Origin of the sequence: Kordiimonas aestuarii, from assembly GCF_025574465.1 — a bacterium.
GTDB lineage: Bacteria > Pseudomonadota > Alphaproteobacteria > Sphingomonadales > Kordiimonadaceae > Kordiimonas > Kordiimonas aestuarii.
The window spans coordinates 38,981-56,612 of sequence record NZ_JAOBPP010000013.1; the positions used below are offsets into that span (position 1 = coordinate 38,981).

The 17,632-nt window shown below is 57.6% G+C and carries 14 protein-coding genes; 6 read left to right on the forward strand and 8 right to left on the reverse strand.

What is annotated here, in order from left to right; all coding sequences use genetic code 11:
• Positions 1–146: 146 nt before the first annotated feature.
• Positions 147–1,328 (forward strand): DUF547 domain-containing protein, encoded by a 1,182-nt coding sequence (locus OEU85_RS03030; RefSeq protein WP_262689961.1) that lies wholly within the window; start codon positions 147–149, stop codon positions 1,326–1,328.
• Positions 1,329–1,434: 106 nt separating this feature from the next.
• Here OEU85_RS03030 and OEU85_RS03035 read toward each other — a convergent pair whose 3' ends face one another.
• A complete protein-coding gene (locus OEU85_RS03035) occupies positions 1,435–2,745 on the reverse strand; it encodes a M20/M25/M40 family metallo-hydrolase (protein WP_262689962.1) in 1,311 nt (436 codons plus the stop codon).
• Between the two features lie 208 nt (positions 2,746–2,953).
• Here OEU85_RS03035 and OEU85_RS03040 point away from each other — a divergent pair, with 208 nt between their 5' ends.
• On the forward strand, positions 2,954–4,264 hold the full coding sequence (locus OEU85_RS03040) for an amidohydrolase family protein (RefSeq protein ID WP_262689963.1): 1,311 nt from the start codon (positions 2,954–2,956) through the stop codon (positions 4,262–4,264).
• 99 nt (positions 4,265–4,363) lie between these two features.
• Here the strand turns inward: OEU85_RS03040 and OEU85_RS03045 are convergent, their stop codons facing one another.
• Positions 4,364–4,969 (reverse strand): peroxiredoxin, encoded by a 606-nt coding sequence (locus OEU85_RS03045; protein ID WP_262689964.1) that lies wholly within the window; start codon positions 4,967–4,969, stop codon positions 4,364–4,366.
• 326 nt (positions 4,970–5,295) lie between these two features.
• On the opposite strand from OEU85_RS03045, the gene OEU85_RS03050 reads away from it, so the two are divergent.
• Positions 5,296–6,345 carry an AraC family transcriptional regulator gene (locus OEU85_RS03050; RefSeq protein WP_262689965.1) on the forward strand — a complete coding sequence of 350 codons (1,050 nt, stop codon included), beginning with the start codon at positions 5,296–5,298 and terminating at the stop codon, positions 6,343–6,345.
• A 230-nt stretch (positions 6,346–6,575) separates the two neighbouring features.
• Positions 6,576–7,076 carry a DUF2147 domain-containing protein gene (locus tag OEU85_RS03055; protein ID WP_262689966.1) on the forward strand — a complete coding sequence of 167 codons (501 nt, stop codon included), beginning with the start codon at positions 6,576–6,578 and terminating at the stop codon, positions 7,074–7,076.
• Between the two features lie 43 nt (positions 7,077–7,119).
• Here OEU85_RS03055 and OEU85_RS03060 read toward each other — a convergent pair whose 3' ends face one another.
• The 3 genes from OEU85_RS03060 to OEU85_RS03070 form a co-directional block, all read right to left on the reverse strand.
• On the reverse strand, positions 7,120–7,338 hold the full coding sequence (locus OEU85_RS03060) for a DUF4287 domain-containing protein (RefSeq protein ID WP_262689967.1): 219 nt from the start codon (positions 7,336–7,338) through the stop codon (positions 7,120–7,122).
• Between the two features lie 107 nt (positions 7,339–7,445).
• The gene (locus tag OEU85_RS03065; RefSeq protein WP_262689968.1) at positions 7,446–8,411 is read right to left on the reverse strand and encodes a TraB/GumN family protein; all 966 of its coding nucleotides are present in this window, start codon (positions 8,409–8,411) and stop codon (positions 7,446–7,448) included.
• Between the two features lie 88 nt (positions 8,412–8,499).
• Positions 8,500–10,248, reverse strand: coding sequence for a hypothetical protein (locus OEU85_RS03070; RefSeq protein WP_262689969.1), 1,749 nt, complete (start codon positions 10,246–10,248; stop codon positions 8,500–8,502).
• A gap of 303 nt (positions 10,249–10,551) precedes the next feature.
• Here OEU85_RS03070 and OEU85_RS03075 point away from each other — a divergent pair, with 303 nt between their 5' ends.
• The gene (locus OEU85_RS03075; RefSeq protein ID WP_262689970.1) at positions 10,552–11,034 is read left to right on the forward strand and encodes an Lrp/AsnC family transcriptional regulator; all 483 of its coding nucleotides are present in this window, start codon (positions 10,552–10,554) and stop codon (positions 11,032–11,034) included.
• A 76-nt stretch (positions 11,035–11,110) separates the two neighbouring features.
• Here OEU85_RS03075 and greA read toward each other — a convergent pair whose 3' ends face one another.
• On the reverse strand, positions 11,111–11,584 hold the full coding sequence (greA, locus tag OEU85_RS03080) for a transcription elongation factor GreA (RefSeq protein WP_262689971.1): 474 nt from the start codon (positions 11,582–11,584) through the stop codon (positions 11,111–11,113).
• A gap of 290 nt (positions 11,585–11,874) precedes the next feature.
• Between greA and OEU85_RS03085 the strand changes: the two genes are divergently transcribed.
• Positions 11,875–12,933, forward strand: a complete 1,059-nt coding sequence (locus OEU85_RS03085) for a calcium-binding protein (RefSeq protein ID WP_262689972.1) — start codon at positions 11,875–11,877, stop codon at positions 12,931–12,933.
• A 73-nt stretch (positions 12,934–13,006) separates the two neighbouring features.
• On the opposite strand, the gene carB is transcribed toward OEU85_RS03085, so the two are convergent.
• Both carB and carA read right to left on the reverse strand, forming a co-directional pair.
• Complete coding sequence (gene carB / locus OEU85_RS03090; RefSeq protein ID WP_262689973.1) at positions 13,007–16,261, reverse strand: carbamoyl-phosphate synthase large subunit; 3,255 nt, start codon at positions 16,259–16,261, stop codon at positions 13,007–13,009.
• A gap of 17 nt (positions 16,262–16,278) precedes the next feature.
• Positions 16,279–17,460, reverse strand: a complete 1,182-nt coding sequence (gene carA / locus OEU85_RS03095; RefSeq protein ID WP_262689974.1) for a glutamine-hydrolyzing carbamoyl-phosphate synthase small subunit — start codon at positions 17,458–17,460, stop codon at positions 16,279–16,281.
• Between the last annotated feature and the right edge of the window lie 172 nt (positions 17,461–17,632).

The window sequence follows — 17,632 nt, forward strand, 5'->3', positions numbered from 1 at the left end:
ATTGATATCCGGGGTTTGATGTGGTCGGAGCAGGCAGGTGCTCCGGCCATTTTTTATTTTATTCTGTTATATTATAGCTTTTTATTGACGTCTTACCGTGTAATTTTTACGCTTATAGTAGAGATTCACTGCGATCCGGGGGGATAATGAAAAAGCTTCTCACATCAGTAATGGTCATGATCTGTGCCTTTTGCGCAGCAATTGCCAGCAATGCGGGGGCTGTCGGCGCGGCGGATGACGGCCCGGGTGCTGCTGCGCCGGGTCATCTGCCGTATCATATCAATTATGACGACCTGACAGCTGTTCTGGAGAACACGGTGCTGATCACCGGTTTGTCGAACCGAGAGCGCGCGCCTGATATCAAGGCATCGCTTGGCTCTCGGATGAAAGCCAAGCGGAACGTTTATACCGCCTATGAGGGCAACCGCATCTGGCTGGAAGCCCTGGAGGAAGAGGGCGTGCTAGTGGTTCTGGCCATGATCCGCAAAAGCCTGGAGAGGGTTCCGGACGACGTGCCCATTACCAGTTTCAGTACCGCGGAGCAGATCGCTTACTGGCTGAACCTGCATAACGTCGCCCTGCTGGAAGAGCTGGTCCAGCATAGCCAGAATAATATGAAGCGGCTGCTCTATGGCCGTGACGGCATGATGAATAAAAAGCTGGTGACTGTGCAGGGTGTGCCATTGTCGCTGAATGACATCAGGTTTGAAATCGTGGCGAGACGGTGGCCTTCGGACCCGCTGATTATCTACGGGTTTTATGAGGGTGTTATTGGCGGGCCCAATATTCGCAAGGAGGCCTTTACCGGCGAGAAACTGCACACGCAGCTAAACGCCAACGCCTTTGAATTTATCAACTCAAACCGGGGTACCTCTCTCAAAGCTGGGAAGACCGCGCGTGTCTCAAGCCTGTATGAGCGTTACGCAATGTTTTTTCCCGATTTTCAAAAAGACCTGAAGGCCCATTTGCTGGCTTATCTTCAGCCTGGCCCTGTCCGCGACAAGGTGGAGAAGGCGCGCAGGCTTGCGCCGGAGGTGGACGACTGGAGCGTTGCCAGTCTGCGCGGCAACACCCGCGATTATGGGGGTGCCTCGCAGAAAAATTCCTCTGCACTGGCGACCGTGCGGATTGCCGGGTCGACGAACGCGGCAATGAATTCATCAATGCTGGCTGACAGCCTGGCGTCCACGGTGCGTAATTTCTCCCGCTTCTCGCTTGAGCAGGAACAGCTTCTCCTGCAACTGAACAAGCAACGCATGGCCCGGACAGGCAACGTCCGCATCGAGGAATTGCAGGAAATTAAGGAACGGGTAGAGAAAAACGAATAAGCCCAAGTACTTATACCTGCAAGCCCTGTTGTGTTTCTGGGTTGATGATTGTGGCGCATGGGCAGAAACAACCCCGGGGGATGCCCGGGGTTGGGGTGGTTGTCTTCTAGTCCTGCCGCATCAGGCGGTACAGCAATACCGCCGCCCGCGCGGTAGCGAACTTCTGTTTCTCAAGGTCCAGCCATTCTTCAGGTGTGTGCCCGCCGCCGCCATAGCCGCCAAGGCCGTCCATGGTCGGCGTGTGGGGGGCGACAAAGCTGGCATCCGCCGCGCCGCGTTTCTCCGGCGGGTACGCCGTCAGCGGGCCCTCGCCCAGTGCGACGTTGATATCGCTGAGGGTGGCCAGCATGGCGCGGTTGGCATCGCTTTCCTGCATGGCGGGATAGCTGTCCTCGAAGGTGATTTCCGCACCGGTTTGTGGCAGGTTCGCGGCGACAATTTCGCGCATTTTGGCGCGGGCGCGCTCCTTCTGCTCTTCACTCATGAACCTGAGGCCGCCGTGCACCACGGCTTTCTGCGCCACCACATTGTCTTTGCCGTACGCGTTTTGTGCGGCGGTGTTCTCTCCTTCCTCGACAAAGGTACCGCCCGCGATGACCCCGGGGTTGAAGGTCAGGCCATGTTCGCCCTGAACCTCGTTATAAAACCGGTGCAGGATGCGTGATGCTTCAAAAATGGCACCGGCGCCCACCCGCTCGCTGAAGACACCGCTTGAGTGCGCCCGCACGCCCGACGTGGTCAGCGACCAGCCGGATGACCCGCGCCGTCCGATCACGGCCATGCCCTCGGTGCTGCCTTCAAAATTAAGCGCAAAGTCGCTCCATTTTCCGGCGTCGATCAGATCCTTGCGGGAAATATCAAGCGGCTTGCCGGTCGATTCCTCATCACCGGTGAAAAAGACGGTATAGCTGCCACGGTCCAGATGGCCGGCGGTCTTGAGCGCCTTCAGGGCATAGAGCACTATGGCGTCACCAGCTTTCATATCGGCGATGCCCGGGCCGGTGATGCGGTTGCCGTCGCGCTCAAACTTCTGGAACGGGCTGGCAAGGGGGAAGACGGTATCAAGGTGGCCGATCAACAGCGCTTTTTTTCCTCCATCACCCATGTGGCGGGCGACAAAATGGCCGCCACGGTCCATCTCCTCCGGCATGGATATCCAGCCGGTCTCGAACCCCAGCGCCTTGAATTCTTCATTGAACACCGCGCCAACCTTGCGCACGCCCGCCGGGTTGCGCGTGTCGCTGTTGATGTTGACAATTTTTTCAAGGAAGGCGATCTGGGCGTCAAAATCCGCCTCGACCGCTGCCACAATGGCTTGTTCTTCTGCGTTCAGGCCGTCTTCGGCGATGGCAGGCATGGCGAGGCTCAGGCTGAGGGTGGTTGCGGCCAACAAATGGCGCATAGGCATGGCTGTCATGGTTAACTCCCCTTTTTTCTGGATGCACCCACGCTAGCGCGCGAACGGACGCTATGCAATTCTCCAGTGATAAAACGGGGCGTGGTCGCGGTGTACGGCATGCCAGCCGGGTGGCAGCGGAATTTCTGCCTTGCAAATAGAGTGCGCTGAACCAAGGTTTATTCAGGGGACAGGCATTAGAAACTGCTCCCAATGCGAGGAGGAACTTATGAAACTTCAATCTATTATTGCTGCGACACTATCATTGACAGGAATAGCCGCATCAGCTGTTTCAGCTGAAGACCTGCTGCTCACCGGCGCCCATATCATTGACCCGGAAAGCAGGGAGGTCGCGGTAGGCAATCTCTTGATCAGGGACGGCAAGATCGCAGGCCGCCCCGATGGCCGACCGGCAGGGTTTGCGGGCAGGGTTGTGGCGCTTGACGCTAAGTGGGTCATGCCCGCCTTTGTGGACCTGCACACTCATTCCTTTGGCGATGCTGTGCCGGGCGGCCGCCCGGACGGTGTTGGCACACCCGTGATCGCCAATCATTATCTTTACGCGGGCACAACAGCGTTTCTTGACCTGTTTGGCCATGAGCAGGGATTGATGGCAATGCGTGCCAGCCAGCGCGCCGGTGAATTTGGCGGTGCGGACCTTTACGCCAGTTTGTCGTGCCTGACGGCGCCCGAAGGCCACTGTACGGAATATGGCGTGCCCACGCGCACCATGAGCAGCCCTGAAGAAGCTCGAGCGTCGGTCGCGGACCTTGCGGGCAACAAGCCGGACGTGGTGAAGTTTGTCTATGCGCAAAATGATGACATGCCGTCCATCGATAAGGCTACGCTGGTGGCAGGCATTGATGAGGCCAGGAAACACGGCATCAAAACGGTTGTGCATGTGCAGACATGGCAGGATATGCGGGACGCTGTCGCGGCGGGCGCGACCGCGGTGACACATACACCCAAGGGGGAAATGCCTGCCGATATCCCGGCGCTTCTGGTGGCGCACGGCACCGTGAGTATCCCGACCATCACGGTGCATAACGAATATCTGAATTATTTCTTCGACTCCGCCGTTCTGGAAGCGCCGCTGGCACAGGAACTGGCCTCAGACCGCGTAAAGGCCGCCTACCGGGATGAGGGCATGATCGCGCGCTATAAGCCAAGCTATGATGAACGTAAGGCGCGCAACATGACCACGCTGCGCTCGGTGGGCGCGCTGGCTGAGGGCGGGGTGACGGTCCTGCTTGGTACAGACGGTGGCAATTGGGGCACGGTGCAGGGCTATTCGGTGCACCGGGAGATGATCAAACTGTCGGAAGCCGGTCTCGATAACTGGCAGGTGCTGGCCGCGGCCAGTACGGGTGCCGCTGACTTTCTCGGCCTTGATTACGGTGTGGAAGACGGCGCGCTGGCAAACCTTGTGGTGCTTGACGCGTCGCCCCTTGACAGCATCGTCAATACGCAGGCCATCGCGCTGGTGGTCAAGGATGGTGAGGTGGTGGACCGCGAAACGCTGTTGGCCCAGCCGGAATGAATGCCCCAGCCGGTATAAATCCCTGAGCCGGGATAAAGCCAACAAAAAAAGCCCCGGAATTTTCCGGGGCTTTCTTGTGTTTGCTTGGAAACGTCAGGCTTAGAGGTTGCCCGCGTTTTTACTGAGGTAGGCAGCAACGCCGTCAGCGTCGGCTTTCATGCCTTCGTCGCCTTTGTTCCAGCCAGCCGGGCAAACTTCGCCGTGCTCTTCATGGAACTGAAGCGCTTCCACGAGGCGGACAAACTCGTCCACGTTACGGCCAAGTGGCAGGTTGTTGACAGTCTGGTGCCAGACGAGGCCGTCCTTGCCAACAAGGAAGGTGCCGCGCAGGGCAACGCCGTCTTCCTCGATCAGCACGTCATAGTCGCGCGCGATCTGTTTGGTGATGTCAGCAACCATCGGGAAGTCAACAGGGCCGAGGCCGCCTTCCTTGGTTGACGTATTGCGCCATGCGATGTGGCTGAACTGGCTGTCGATGGAGCAAGCCACAACCTTGACGCCAAGTTCCTTGAACTTTTTCATGCGGTTGTGGAAGGCCAGAATTTCAGACGGGCACACGAAGGTGAAGTCGAGCGGGTAGAAGAACAGCAGGCCATAGTCGCCGTCCAGATACTCTTTAAAGTTAAATTCTTCGTTGATGCTGCCATCTTCCATGACGGCTACAGCGGTGAAATCAGGTGCTGGTTTAGCTGCGAGAACGGCCATGCGTCCCTCCTTGATCATGTGTGAAAATAAAGGTTCAAACTGAATAGGCTCGGGGACATCATCTGCCTTGCGGCGAAACATCCCGTCAGCCAGCGAGGCCCACTTTATGCTTCCTGAGCGCAATTGCAACCGGGTTTGCTCGATTAGTATTATTCGTTAAATCGATTACTCATGTTTACTATAAGTGTAATGTCCACTTTATAGCGGGGTCATGCCGAATTGACAAGTGACATATGCAGTCGCGCATATCGCCGTGGCTCTGGTTTTTGGGCGCCTGTGTACTTATATGGTAGAGAATTCAAAAAAAATCCGGCGGGGGATGAAGCTTGGAAACGCTTGATGATGTGCTGCGTTATGGCTCAATGAGCCTGCTTTTGTGGCTTTCGGTGCTGGTGCTGCGCGATTTTTGTGGTCACATCCGGGGGCGGCTGGCGGTTGCGCTTGCGATCAGCGAAATTGCCTATCTTCTGTGCTCACAGAGCAATGTTACCATCATTGGCCTTGAGCCCGACGTGGCGCTTTTTCCACTTTGTTTTCTCAGCGGTGTTATCGCGTGGCTGTTTTGCCTGTCGCAATTTGATGATCATTTTGAGCTGAAGCCCTGGCACTGGGGTGTGATCGGCCTGAAGCTTCTGGCTGGCAGCGGGCTGGCGATCAGCCATTTCACCGGGGACGATGCGCTGCACCAGACAGGCATGGTGCTGTCTGGTGCCGTTGCGGTGGGTATCCTCTTTCACCTTATCTATATGATCTGGCAGGGGCGGGCGGATGACCTGATGCCCGCGCGCATGAAGTTTCGCAGCGTGTTTGTCATCTCAGTCGTGGTTATTTCTCTCGGTATCATGATTGCCGAGGTGTGGCTGATTGACATGGGTTGGAAGCTTTATCTGCTGCCGCTGCAATCGGCTTCGTTTTTCTGTATCACCTTTTTTGTCTTGTGGCGGGTTTCGGGCCCTGAGGGCATTGACCTGTTTGTCTTTGGCGACGCCGCGCGCGAAGAGGTGCCAAGGCCCACGCGGCCGGAAGACCGCCATGACGTGAAAGCCCTTGAGGGCCTGATCGCGCGGGAAGCCTATCTGGAGCCCGGGCTGACCATTACAGCCCTCGCCGAGCAACTGCAAATGCCTGAGCACCGCCTGCGGCGGCTGATCAACCAGCATCTGGGCTTCCGGAACTTTTCGGATTTCCTCAATCACTACCGGGTAACGGCTGCCCAGGCGCGCCTGGCTGATGCGAATACCCGCCATGTCCCGGTGCTGACCATTGCCATGGACCTTGGCTATGGCTCCCTCGGCCCCTTCAACCGGGCTTTCAAGGAACGCACCGGCTTGACGCCGTCTGAATATCGCAGGCAAGTGCTGGCACGCGCTGCATAAGCGTTCAAAACCCCTTGTCGATTTCTGCAAAAGCTTGCCGATTATTTAAAAATCAGTCCGATTTCGAAATCGGCAAGTCGCCTTTTGCGTCTTGTGGCTCAATCGTCTCCAGCGAAGCCGCGGCACTACCGGCCCGATAGGTTTGACCCCGATAGGTCAGGCAACAACAATCGGACCTCGCCAGAACCGCGCTCGCTCATATTGGCATGCTGACAGCGAGGAGATAGATCATGCGCACATCAGGTAACAGCAACAATTCTACTATGAAATTTGGGATGGTCTCCCCGGGCACCAAGGCTGCTTTTGTCGGGATAGCGATCGCGGTGGGGGCTTTGTTCCCGTCCGCGGTAAGCGCTGGCTCGGGCGCGGAAGCCGATGTGTCCGACCCCACCGGGTTCTGGCAAACTTCCGGTGGGGAAAGAATGATCGAGGTGGCGCCATGCAGCGGCAAAACTGCCAAGCTGTGTGGCACCATCTTGTGGGCCGAGGATGCGGCGGAAGTCGATGCGGTCGTGCTCAAGCGTTTCCGCCTGATCGGTGATATGTGGGCCGGTGGCCAGGTCTACACGCCCGGCAAGCGCCGGGGCCAGAATGGTCGCCTGACCCTTCTGGATGATGGTAAGCTTGAAGTCAGCGAATGCAAGCGCGGGCTTTGCACCAATGAGGTCTGGGTCCGGGTGGCCGAGACCGAAGTTGCGTCCCGCCGCGCGAAACTGATGGCGCAAAACTAAGGCTTTGCAGGCTTGCCATAGGCGGGTTCGCTGTTGAACCCGTCTATTCGCGCTTGCCTTTCAGGTAGGCGTAGATCGCCATGGCGTGTCCGTGGCCCAGCTCAAAGTCTTCCTTCAGCCAGGCCACGATTTCGCCCGCCTTCACACCGGGGCCCAGTGCGCCCGCATGCGAGAAACCCCTCGCGTCAACCAGGCGCTGGAAGTCTGCCAGGCTGTTGCCGGTCGTTTTCTGGATATTGGTCAGATAACTCTGGAATGACATTGTCCGCTCGCTGCTGTTTCAGGGTCGCCATTCATTGCATACGCCATATATAAGTTGATATCACCCTATCTATGGCTGTTTGCCAGAGTGTGCGGAGGGTGTGGCTTTTATTGTGCGCGGGTAACGGTATAGCCAAGTTGCTCCAGATGATCCTGCACCGACCCGTCGCCCGCCAAATGCCCGGCGCCGACGGCGACAAAGATGGTACCTTCACCGTCCATCAGTTCCTTGATCTTCATCGCCCAGGCCCGGTTCCTGTCCACCAGCAGGCGGTCACGCAGGCTTTCCTGCCCTTCCATGGCACCATTAAGCTTGTGGGAAAGGGCATCGATACGGCCCGCCTGCCAGTCAAGCGTGATCTCGTCCAACAGATCGGGTTCCTCAATCATCTGCCTGAGGCCATCTTCAAAGAACTTCAGTTCTTCCTCGGGCGTCATGGCACCAAACAGGCTGACCTGCTGTTCCATGGTCTCAAAATAACCAAGCATCTTGCCGTCGGCGACAGCTTCTCGCCACAGGATCTTGTCCACACCTGCTTCAGGGTCACCGCCACGAGCCTGTACCTGCAGGGCACCAATGCTGACACCGGCGAGCCATGGTCGGTAGGCTTCAAACTGTTTCATGGTGTCTTCAGGCATGCCGAGGGCTTTTAGTGTAGCTTTGAAATCGGCCTTGCCCTGTTTGCTCAGCTTGTTGGTAAAAGGCACATTTGACCGGTTGATGCCGTGTTTCATGATCAGCGGCTGCATCATCTTGGTATCGGCCTGCACGACGGGCGCTTCGCTATAATAAATCCCGGCATCCTTGAACGCGGCGTCAACCTTGGCGGTGCGCCATTTTAGCGCCGGGTTAAGGATATGCACCGTGCCAAATAGCCAGATTTCACTGTCTTCGTCCGAAAGCCTCCAAAGGGCTGGCTTCGGCATGCTCGCGGGGACTGTCTCCTCTGCTGATGCCTGATCCGCCAAACCAGGCTGGCCGAGCGCAAACCCCAGAAGCAGGGGAAGCACAAGCACCAGATATAGATACGCCGCTTTTGGCATATGGCGGGCAAGGGGACGGGCTGTCGTCATGGTGATGTCCTGATTATTATATGGCTATATGCTAGGCTCGCCCGCGATCATGGCCAAATCAAGGAGTGGTGAAGGCGGGAAGGGCGGCTTAACCCCGGCGTAGCTGGTCCTTGAGGGCCCGCACACATGCCATCGCGATTTCCGACTGCAGGCGCAGTTGGGTGCCATGCCCGGCATTGGCGGCTTCACCGAGGCGTGTCAGCGCTTCTTCAAGAAGCCCAAGTGTCGCTTTCACTTCCGCTGACAGATTTTCGGGCAGATTTTCGGGCAGGTTTTCCGGTGGGTTTTCCGGTGGGTTTTCCGGGGGCGCCGTTTCGGTGGCAGGCTTTTCTTTGACCGCATCGGCCTTTACCTGATAGCGCCTGGCTTCCTCCGATGGTGTCAGGGGGGCGTTCAGGGTTTCGGCCACAGCTTTGCGTACCACGGCCGCGGCCATGCTGCCAATCGCATTGCTTACCGGGCTTGTGCGGCCTGCCTTGTCACGCGCCTCACGCGCCGGGTGTTGTTCATTGCGGGCGGCGGCGCGGGCAGCTTTTTCGGTGGCGATCCTGTCTTCCCGGTCGCGCTCCAGCACACGCTGTTGCACGATGTCTGCCTTTTCAGCGAAGGCGGCCCGTTCACGCCGTGGTGCAGGCTGGGGGTCGTCCAGGAACAACGGGTCCTCATCACCATAATCGGGTACTGCGACGTTGCCGGTGGCAATGACCGGGGTCAGTACACCTTCGTAGCCCTCAAACACACCACCAGCGCCGAATAAAGGTTCGGCTTCAAGCGTCCAGTGCTGGTGGGTTTTGCCCAGGTCAGGCAGGTGGATCGGCGCATCATGGATGGTGCTTCGGCGCTGGAAGGCGCGGGTCACCGGATGCCCAAGCTTGATATTGAGGCCGAGAAGGTCCAGCATGCCCATGCCCAGGGCCGCGTCAATGCTGCCAAGAAGCTTGCAGCCATAAGGCGATATGGCGGTGATGAAACCGTCGCGGTCGCTGCGCCAGCACCAGCCGCCGGGGCCAGGGTCCCTTAGCGGCTCCTCATTGTCCCACGCGGCGGGAATGGTGTCGTCGCCAGTGATCCCCTCCGGTTCCGGGTTCGGGTCTTCGGGATGGTCATCCTGCGATGCTTGCTCCGTCGCGGCTGGGGAGGCCTCGCTGTCGGTGTTTGCCGGTTCGTCGTTGGCGGCTTCAACCATGCGGGTGTCGCCCATGCGGGCACCACTTGAAACACGCTCGGCGATCAGGTCTTCATCGGTGCGCAGGATGCGCAGGCTTGCGGTTTTTTCGGGGTGCAGTGCGGTGACCGTTGCGGCCGGTTGGTCGCTGCCGCCTTCGCGTGCGCCAAGGTCGTCGCGCCATAATGCCAGGGTGGAGCGGCTGTCAAAGGGCGGTGCGGCCGGTGCGGCGCGCGCCAGCGCAATCCATACATTGGCTGACAGGTCGCTGCGGGTGGCGATAAGCTGGTGATGCTCACGCCCCGTCTCGCGGACCAGGGCGATGACATCGTTTTCATCAAACGGTGCAAGCGTCAGCAGGGTTTCCACAAGGCTGGCGCGGTCGCGGCATATCCTGAGCACAAGGTCCATCGGCGGGTTTGACTGGTGGGCCAGAAGCTCGGCAACCGTGCGGCGGCTTTCGCTTTCCACATGCGGCAGAAGGGCCTCGATAACATCAAGGAGCTGGGCGCGTGTCGGCTCTTTTGCCGGGGCTTTGCCAGTGAGGAAAAGGTCAACAAGGTTGCGGAACAATGTCGTGCGGTCTTCGCCGTCGCGCTCACGCGCGTAGGCGACCAGTTCCCTGATCCGACTGTCAAGCGCATTCATGTCGAACGCTGACGCTTTGCCCACTTTTATACCCACTTCAACTGACACACATCACTACACACACGTGGCAATGTGAAGGCCGTCTCGTCCCGATTTGTGACCAGTAATTAGCTTACTGTTGAATTTTTTGAGTGAGGTGAATATAGCTCCCGAATCACCCTGCGCGCATATACTACCCAATTTGATTCATGATGCCAGCGTTGATTAAAGTTAGAAATATAATTGTTTGAATTTGGAACTTTATTTCCGAAACCTGCTTCTGTAGTATGCAAATCAGCCGTCCCTGTATCCCAGCCGGCTAGAGAGTTTTTTCAAGGAGTTTATCTGATGGGGCGTGTCAAACTTGATGCCGTCGACCGCAAAATCCTGTCGTGTCTTCAGTCTGAGGGCCGAATTACCAACGTGGAACTCGCGGAACGCGTAGGCATCACAGCGCCTCCTTGCCTGAGGCGGGTGCGGGCACTTGAGGAAGAAGGTTTCATCAAGGGCTACCATGCCGATCTGGATCAGGAATCCCTGGGCTACGGCCTGACAGTGTTTGCCATGGTTGGACTTCACAGCCAGGCCGAAAGCGACCTGCAGAAATTTGAGCATCAGTGCGAGGGTTGGCCGATGGTGCGTGAATGTTTCATGCTCAATGGCGAGATCGACTTCATTCTTAAAATCGTTGCGCGTGACCTTGCGGCATTCCAGCATTTTCTGACCAGTGAATTGACACCGTCACCCAATGTGGCAAGCGTGAAGACATCGCTGACGATCCGCACAAGCAAACACACGCCGGGTGTGCCATTGCCCGAGGTGGCCGGTTAAGCTGTTGCCGGTTGCAGCCAGAAAAAAAGCCCGCGTGTGAGAGCGGGCTTTTTTGCTGTCGAAGAACAATCGGTTCCTATTTGAACTCAATCTTCAGGATTTCATAATAGCGCTCGCCGCCCGGGGTTTTCACCTCAACCTCGGCGCCGACCTTGCGGCCGATAAGCGCGCGGGCGATTGGGCTTTGATAGCTGATCTTGCCCTTCTTCACGTCGCCTTCATCGCCGCCGACAATCTGGTAAACGACTTCTTCGTCGTCTTCGTCAACGAGCGTCACCGTCGTGCCGAAGACAACCTTGTCGCCTGACAATGCGGTCGGGTCGATGACCTGGGCACGCGACAGCTTGCCCTCAAGTTCCATGATGCGGCCTTCGATGTGGCCCTGGCGCTCTTTGGCGGCGTGATATTCGGCATTCTCCGAGAGGTCACCGTGGGCGCGGGCTTCCTCAATGGCCTGCACCACTGAGGGGCGCTCTACGGATTTCAAATTCTTCAGTTCTGCAGCCAGACGGTCATAACCATCCTGAAGCATGGGGACTTTGTCGTTCATTTATCCCGTCCAATTTCTCTTATTATCGTTCTCTGGGGCTTTTGGACCCAGCGTATACAAAACAGGAGCGCCGACCCAGAGGGCCGGCGCCTTTCAAATCCTCATAGCCACTTTTCGGCTAAAAATCAAGCCTGAAGCGGCTTTGCGCCATTGCGCCTGTTCGCGTTCAGGGGAAAAACGTAGCCCATTTGGGTCATGTCGGAATCCGGGGTGCGAAATACAACATCCCCAAGGTGCGGGCAGTGCCGGAAACTTTGACAAAACAAGGCCACACAAACGGAGCTGGAGCGATGACTGACCAAGCAAAGTGCGATCTCAAAATTTCCGATCTTCAAGGCATATTCGATTTTGCCTATCAAATTATCGGATCATCCGAATTCAGTTGGGATGAACTTCTGGAGCGCCTCCTCGTGTTCCCTCTCGATGAGGAAACCAGGGAGACACTGACGGAATCCATCGAAATTATCAAAAATGACCCCACTCTCGTCGATCTGTCACAAGAGACGGTGAATGAATATCTGGCGGAGTATGGTGATATCCCGCTGTGCGAACTGGCAGAGAATATCGAAGGTGGTTCTGATGGCTCGGGTGGTGACGGCACGGATACCCTGCCGGGGGACATCAACACACTTTATGAACTGATCCAACAGGGCACCAACGGCAACGACGAACTGTTCGGCGATGCCATCCGCGACTGGATTCAGGGCGGTGACGGTGATGACACGCTTGCAGGCGGTGACGGGGCTGACCTCATCATCGGTGGTGACGGGGACGACCTGCTTTATGCCGACGGCCTCAATGAATTTTTTGACGCGCTCGCTAATATCGCAAACGAAATCTGGGCGGGACTTGGCAACGACCAGCTCTTCAGCGGTGACTCGGGCGACATTATGGGCGGCTCGGACGGGGACGATTATCTTGAAGGCAATGCCGGGGATGACACGCTTTATGGCGGTGCCGGGCTTGATGAGCTGGACGGCGGCGCCGGGGATGACGTCATGTATGGCGGTGCCGGCAACGATTTCCTTGAAGCGCGTGAGGGTAATGACACGCTTTGGGGCGGCGCGGGTGACGATAATATGAACGGTGGTGACGGCGCGGACACCTTTGGCTTTATTGCGGGCTCGGGGGATGACGAGATATGGAGCTTCAATGCGGACGAAGACACCCTTGATCTCTCCGCGACCGAGTTTGATTTCACCGATATCGATGATGTCGTGGCACAGGCTAGTGCAGCCACAAACGCACAGAATGTTGCCGGTGTGATGATCGACCTTGGCGGCGGCAACGGCATCTGGCTTGCAGAGTTCGATATTGCGAACGTGGCCGATATCAACGTCGTCTTCTAGGGCGCACAGGCCCAAAACAAAAAAGCCGACCTGGGGTTCAGGCCGGCTTTTGCTTGTCTCGTGGTCCTCGTGGTCAGGCGGCATAATCCTGCAAGCGTTTTACATCCAGGGTCTTCCCGCGCAGGGCCTTCAGCGCCTGAACCGCGGCTGCGGCCGCCGCCATGGTGGTGAAATACGGCAATTTCATCAACAGCGCGGTGTTACGGAGCGCATAGCTGTCCTTGATGGCCTGCTTGCCTTCGGTGGTGTTGAACATCAGCTGTACTTCGCCGTTTTTCATCACATCCAGTACGTGCGGGCGCTGGCCATCCGTCACCTTGAACACGCGCTTCACTTCAAGGTCATTGGCCTTGAGGTAATCGGCGGTGCCGCCGGTGGCGATCACGTCATAACCCATCTCAAGCAGGTCCTTCACCAGTGGCACCAGCGCATATTTATCGCTGTCGCGCACCGAGACAAACACCTGGCCTTCGGTTGGCAGCTTCACACCGGCTGCAAGCTGGGATTTGTAGAACGCCATGGCAAAGCTCTGGTCGATGCCCATGACCTCACCGGTGGATTTCATCTCAGGGCCGAGAAGCACGTCAACACCCGGGAAGCGTGCCCAGGGGATCACCACTTCCTTCACCGCCACATGTTCGGTGACCGGGTCTTTGAGCTCAAATTCCGTCAGCTTGGCACCGGCCATGACCTGCGCGGCGATGGCTGCCACGGGGTAGCCGACAGCCTTGGCGACAAAGGGCACCGTACGGCTTGCGCGCGGGTTGACCTCAATCAGGTAAACCTCACCATCCTTCACGGCAAACTGCACATTCATCAGGCCGATCACGTTCAGTCCCCTTGCCAGCGCTTCTGCCTGACGCTTCACCTCGTTGACGATGCCAACGGGCAGGCTGTAGGGCGGCAGCGAGCAGGCGCTGTCGCCTGAGTGAATGCCTGCTTCCTCAATATGTTCCATAATGCCTGCGATATGGATGTTGGTGCCATCCGATAGCGCGTCCACATCCACTTCAATCGCATCGCGCAGGAATGCGTCAACAAGCACGGGGCTGTCGCCTGATACCTGCACCGCTTCGTTGATGTAGCGGTCAAGGCCTTCCTGATCGTGCACAATTTCCATCGCGCGGCCACCCAGCACATAGCTTGGACGCAGAAGAACCGGGTATCCGATACGGTCGGCAACCTCAATGGCTTCCTTGTGACTGCGGGCAAGGCCGTTTTGCGGTTGCTTCAGGCCAAGGCGTTCGACAAGGTTCTGGAAGCGTTCACGGTCTTCCGCGAGGTCGATGGCGTCCGGGCTGGTGCCCAGGATCGGGATATTGGCAGCTTCAAGTGCATGCGCAAGCTTAAGCGGGGTCTGCCCGCCAAACTGCACGATCACCCCTTTGACGGTGCCAACTTCCTGCTCCTTGCGGATGATCTCGATCACGTCTTCAGCCGTCAGCGGCTCGAAATACAGCCGGTCAGAGGTATCATAGTCGGTTGAAACCGTCTCGGGGTTGCAGTTGACCATGATGGTCTCATAGCCTGCGTCAGAGAGCGAGAAACACGCATGGCAGCAGCAATAGTCAAACTCGATCCCCTGGCCGATACGATTTGGCCCACCGCCAAGGATGATGATTTTTTCGCGGTCGGTCGGGTTGGATTCGCATTCTGCCACTTCGCCAGCCGCAAATGTCTCATAAGCAGAGTACATATAGGGTGTGCGGGCGTCGAATTCAGCGGCGCAGGTGTCGATACGCTTGTAGGTCGGGCGCACGCCCATGTCGTGGCGTGCCTTGAAGACGGCGGCTTCCGGTACACCGGCAAGCTGGCCGAGGCGCGCGTCTGAGAAACCCAGCATCTTCAGTTTGCGAAGCTGGCGCTCGTCCGACGGCAGGCCATTGTCCGCCACGGTTTTCTCGGCGTCCACAATGCCCTTGAGTTGACGCAGGAACCACGGCTCGTAGTGGGTGATGGCGTTGATATCCTCAAGGCTCATGCCTTCGCGGATCGCCTGTGTGATGCGCAGGATACGGTCGGGCTTGGCCACCGCCAGTTCGCGGCGGATTGGCTTCATGTCGCCGGAGCCCGGCACATAACCCTCGAACGTCACCTCATTAAGGCCTGTCAGCCCTGTCTCCATTGAGCGCATGGCTTTCTGCAGGCTTTCGGAGAAGTTGCGGCCCACGGCCATGGCTTCACCAACCGATTTCATCGATGTGGTCAGCACTTGCTGGCTGCCGGCGAATTTTTCAAACGTGAAACGCGGTATCTTGGTCACGACATAATCGATGGTGGGTTCGAACGACGCGGGGGTGACGCCGGTGATGTCGTTATCCAGCTCATCCAGGGTGTAGCCAACTGCCAGCTTGGCGGCGACTTTCGCGATCGGGAAGCCAGTGGCCTTGGAGGCCAGCGCGGACGAGCGGCTGACACGGGGGTTCATCTCGATGACGATCAGGCGGCCATTTTCCGGGTTCACGGCAAACTGCACGTTCGAGCCACCGGTTTCCACGCCAATCTCGCGCAGCACGGCCACCGATGCGTTCCGCATCATCTGGTATTCCTTGTCCGTGAGCGTCAGGGCGGGGGCCACGGTAATGCTGTCACCGGTGTGCACGCCCATGGGGTCGACGTTTTCGATTGAGCAGATGATGATGCAGTTGTCGTTTTTGTCGCGCACCACCTCCATCTCATATTCTTTCCAGCCGAGGATGCTTTCCTCAACCAGCACTTCGTTGGTGGGGGAGGCATCGATGCCCGAGGCCACGATCTCCAGGAACTCTTCCTTGTTGTAAGCCACCCCGCCGCCGGTGCCGCCCATGGTGAACGAAGGCCGGATAATCGCAGGCAAACCAGTGAGTGTTTCCATGATCTCAACCGCTTCGTCGACCGAATGCGCGGTTTTGCCCTTGCAGACCTCAAGGCCGATTTTTGACATGGCTTCGTTGAAGCGCTTGCGGTCTTCCGCTTTGTCGATGGCGTCCTCCGAGGCGCCGATCAACTGCACACCGTATTTCTTCAGCGTCCCGTCCTGCGACAGTGCGAGCGCGGTATTCAGGCCTGTCTGGCCACCCATGGTGGGCAATACCGCGTCGGGGCGCTCTTTCTCGATAATCTTGGCGACCACCTCGGGCGTGATGGGTTCCACATAGGTGGCGTCTGCAAGCTCCGGGTCGGTCATGATGGTGGCGGGGTTCGAGTTCACGAGGATAACCCGGTACCCCTCTTCCCGAAGCGCCTTGCATGCCTGCGTGCCCGAATAATCGAACTCACACGCCTGACCGATCACAATGGGACCGGCGCCGATGATCAGAATGCTTTTGATGTCGGTTCTTTTGGGCATTGGTGGTCCCTTATGTCTTAGGCTGCGGTTTTATGTTTTTGGATCATGTCCATGAACTCTTGGAACAGATAGAAGCTGTCCTGCGGTCCGGGGCTGGCTTCGGGGTGCTGCTGCACCGAGAAGATCGGCTTGTCGGTGCATTCAATGCCGCACACGGTTTTGTCGAACAGCGAGATATGGCTGATTTTCACGTTATCCGGCAGGCTGTCGCCGTCCACACTGAAGCCGTGGTTCATGCTGGTGATTTCCACCTTGCCGGTGCGCAGGTCCTGCACTGGATGGTTGGCGCCGCGGTGGCCCAGGTGCATCTTGTAGGTCTTGCCGCCAAAGGCAAGCGCCAGAAGCTGGTGACCAAGGCAGATGCCGAAGATTGGCAGGCCGGTATCGATCAGCTTTTTGATGACCGGCAAGGCATAGTCACCGGTAGCTGCCGGGTCCCCCGGGCCGTTGGCAAGGAAGATGCCGTCCGGCTTATGTGCCATGATGTCGTCAAAGCTGGCGGTGGCGGGCACAACGGTCACCCGCGCGCCGGTCTCGGCGAGGCAGCGCAGGATGTTGTCTTTCGCGCCATAATCAACCGCCACCACATGGGCCTTGGGGTCCTTGAGGGTGCCGTATCCATTTGCCACTGTCCACCGGGTGCTGTCCCAACTGCGTTCTTTGGTGCAGCTAACGTCTTTGGCGAGGTCCATGCCTTTCAGTCCCGGCCAGTCTTGCGCTTTTTTCATGAGCGCGGGCAGGTCAAATGCACCGGCTTTATTATAGGCAACCACACCTGAGGGTGCGCCCTTGGCACGGATAAGGCGTGTCAGCTTGCGCGTGTCGATGCCCGAAATGCCAACGAGGCCAACGCTTTCTGCCCAGTCGTGTAAATGCCCTTCCGAGCGGAAGTTGGCCGGGTCGGTTACATTTTCGCGCACCACAAGCCCGCGTGAGGCCGCGACATCGCGTTCCATGTCCTCATGGTTGGTGCCGACATTACCTATATGCGGGAAGGTGAAGGTGATGATCTGGCCCGCGTAGGACGGGTCGGTCAGAATTTCCTGATAGCCGGTCATGGAGGTATTGAAACAGACTTCACCCACGGCGTCGCCCTCTCTACCAAAACCATATCCCCAGAAAACAGTGCCGTCACCGAGCACAAGAACAGCAGTGATATCGTCTGCCGGTGGTTTAGTGGGTAGTGTGGATTCGGTCATGGGGGCGTTTTCCTCCTGCCTCTCGGGTCACACATATCCCTTGATTATCAAGGGGTTAGCTGCGAAAACTGCCCGCGTTAAGCGGTTGCTTGGCTGCAGCCAAATTGACGGGACAATAAGCGTAAGCCTCTGGCTGGTCAAGTAAAGATTTTATAAAAATATCTAATAAAAT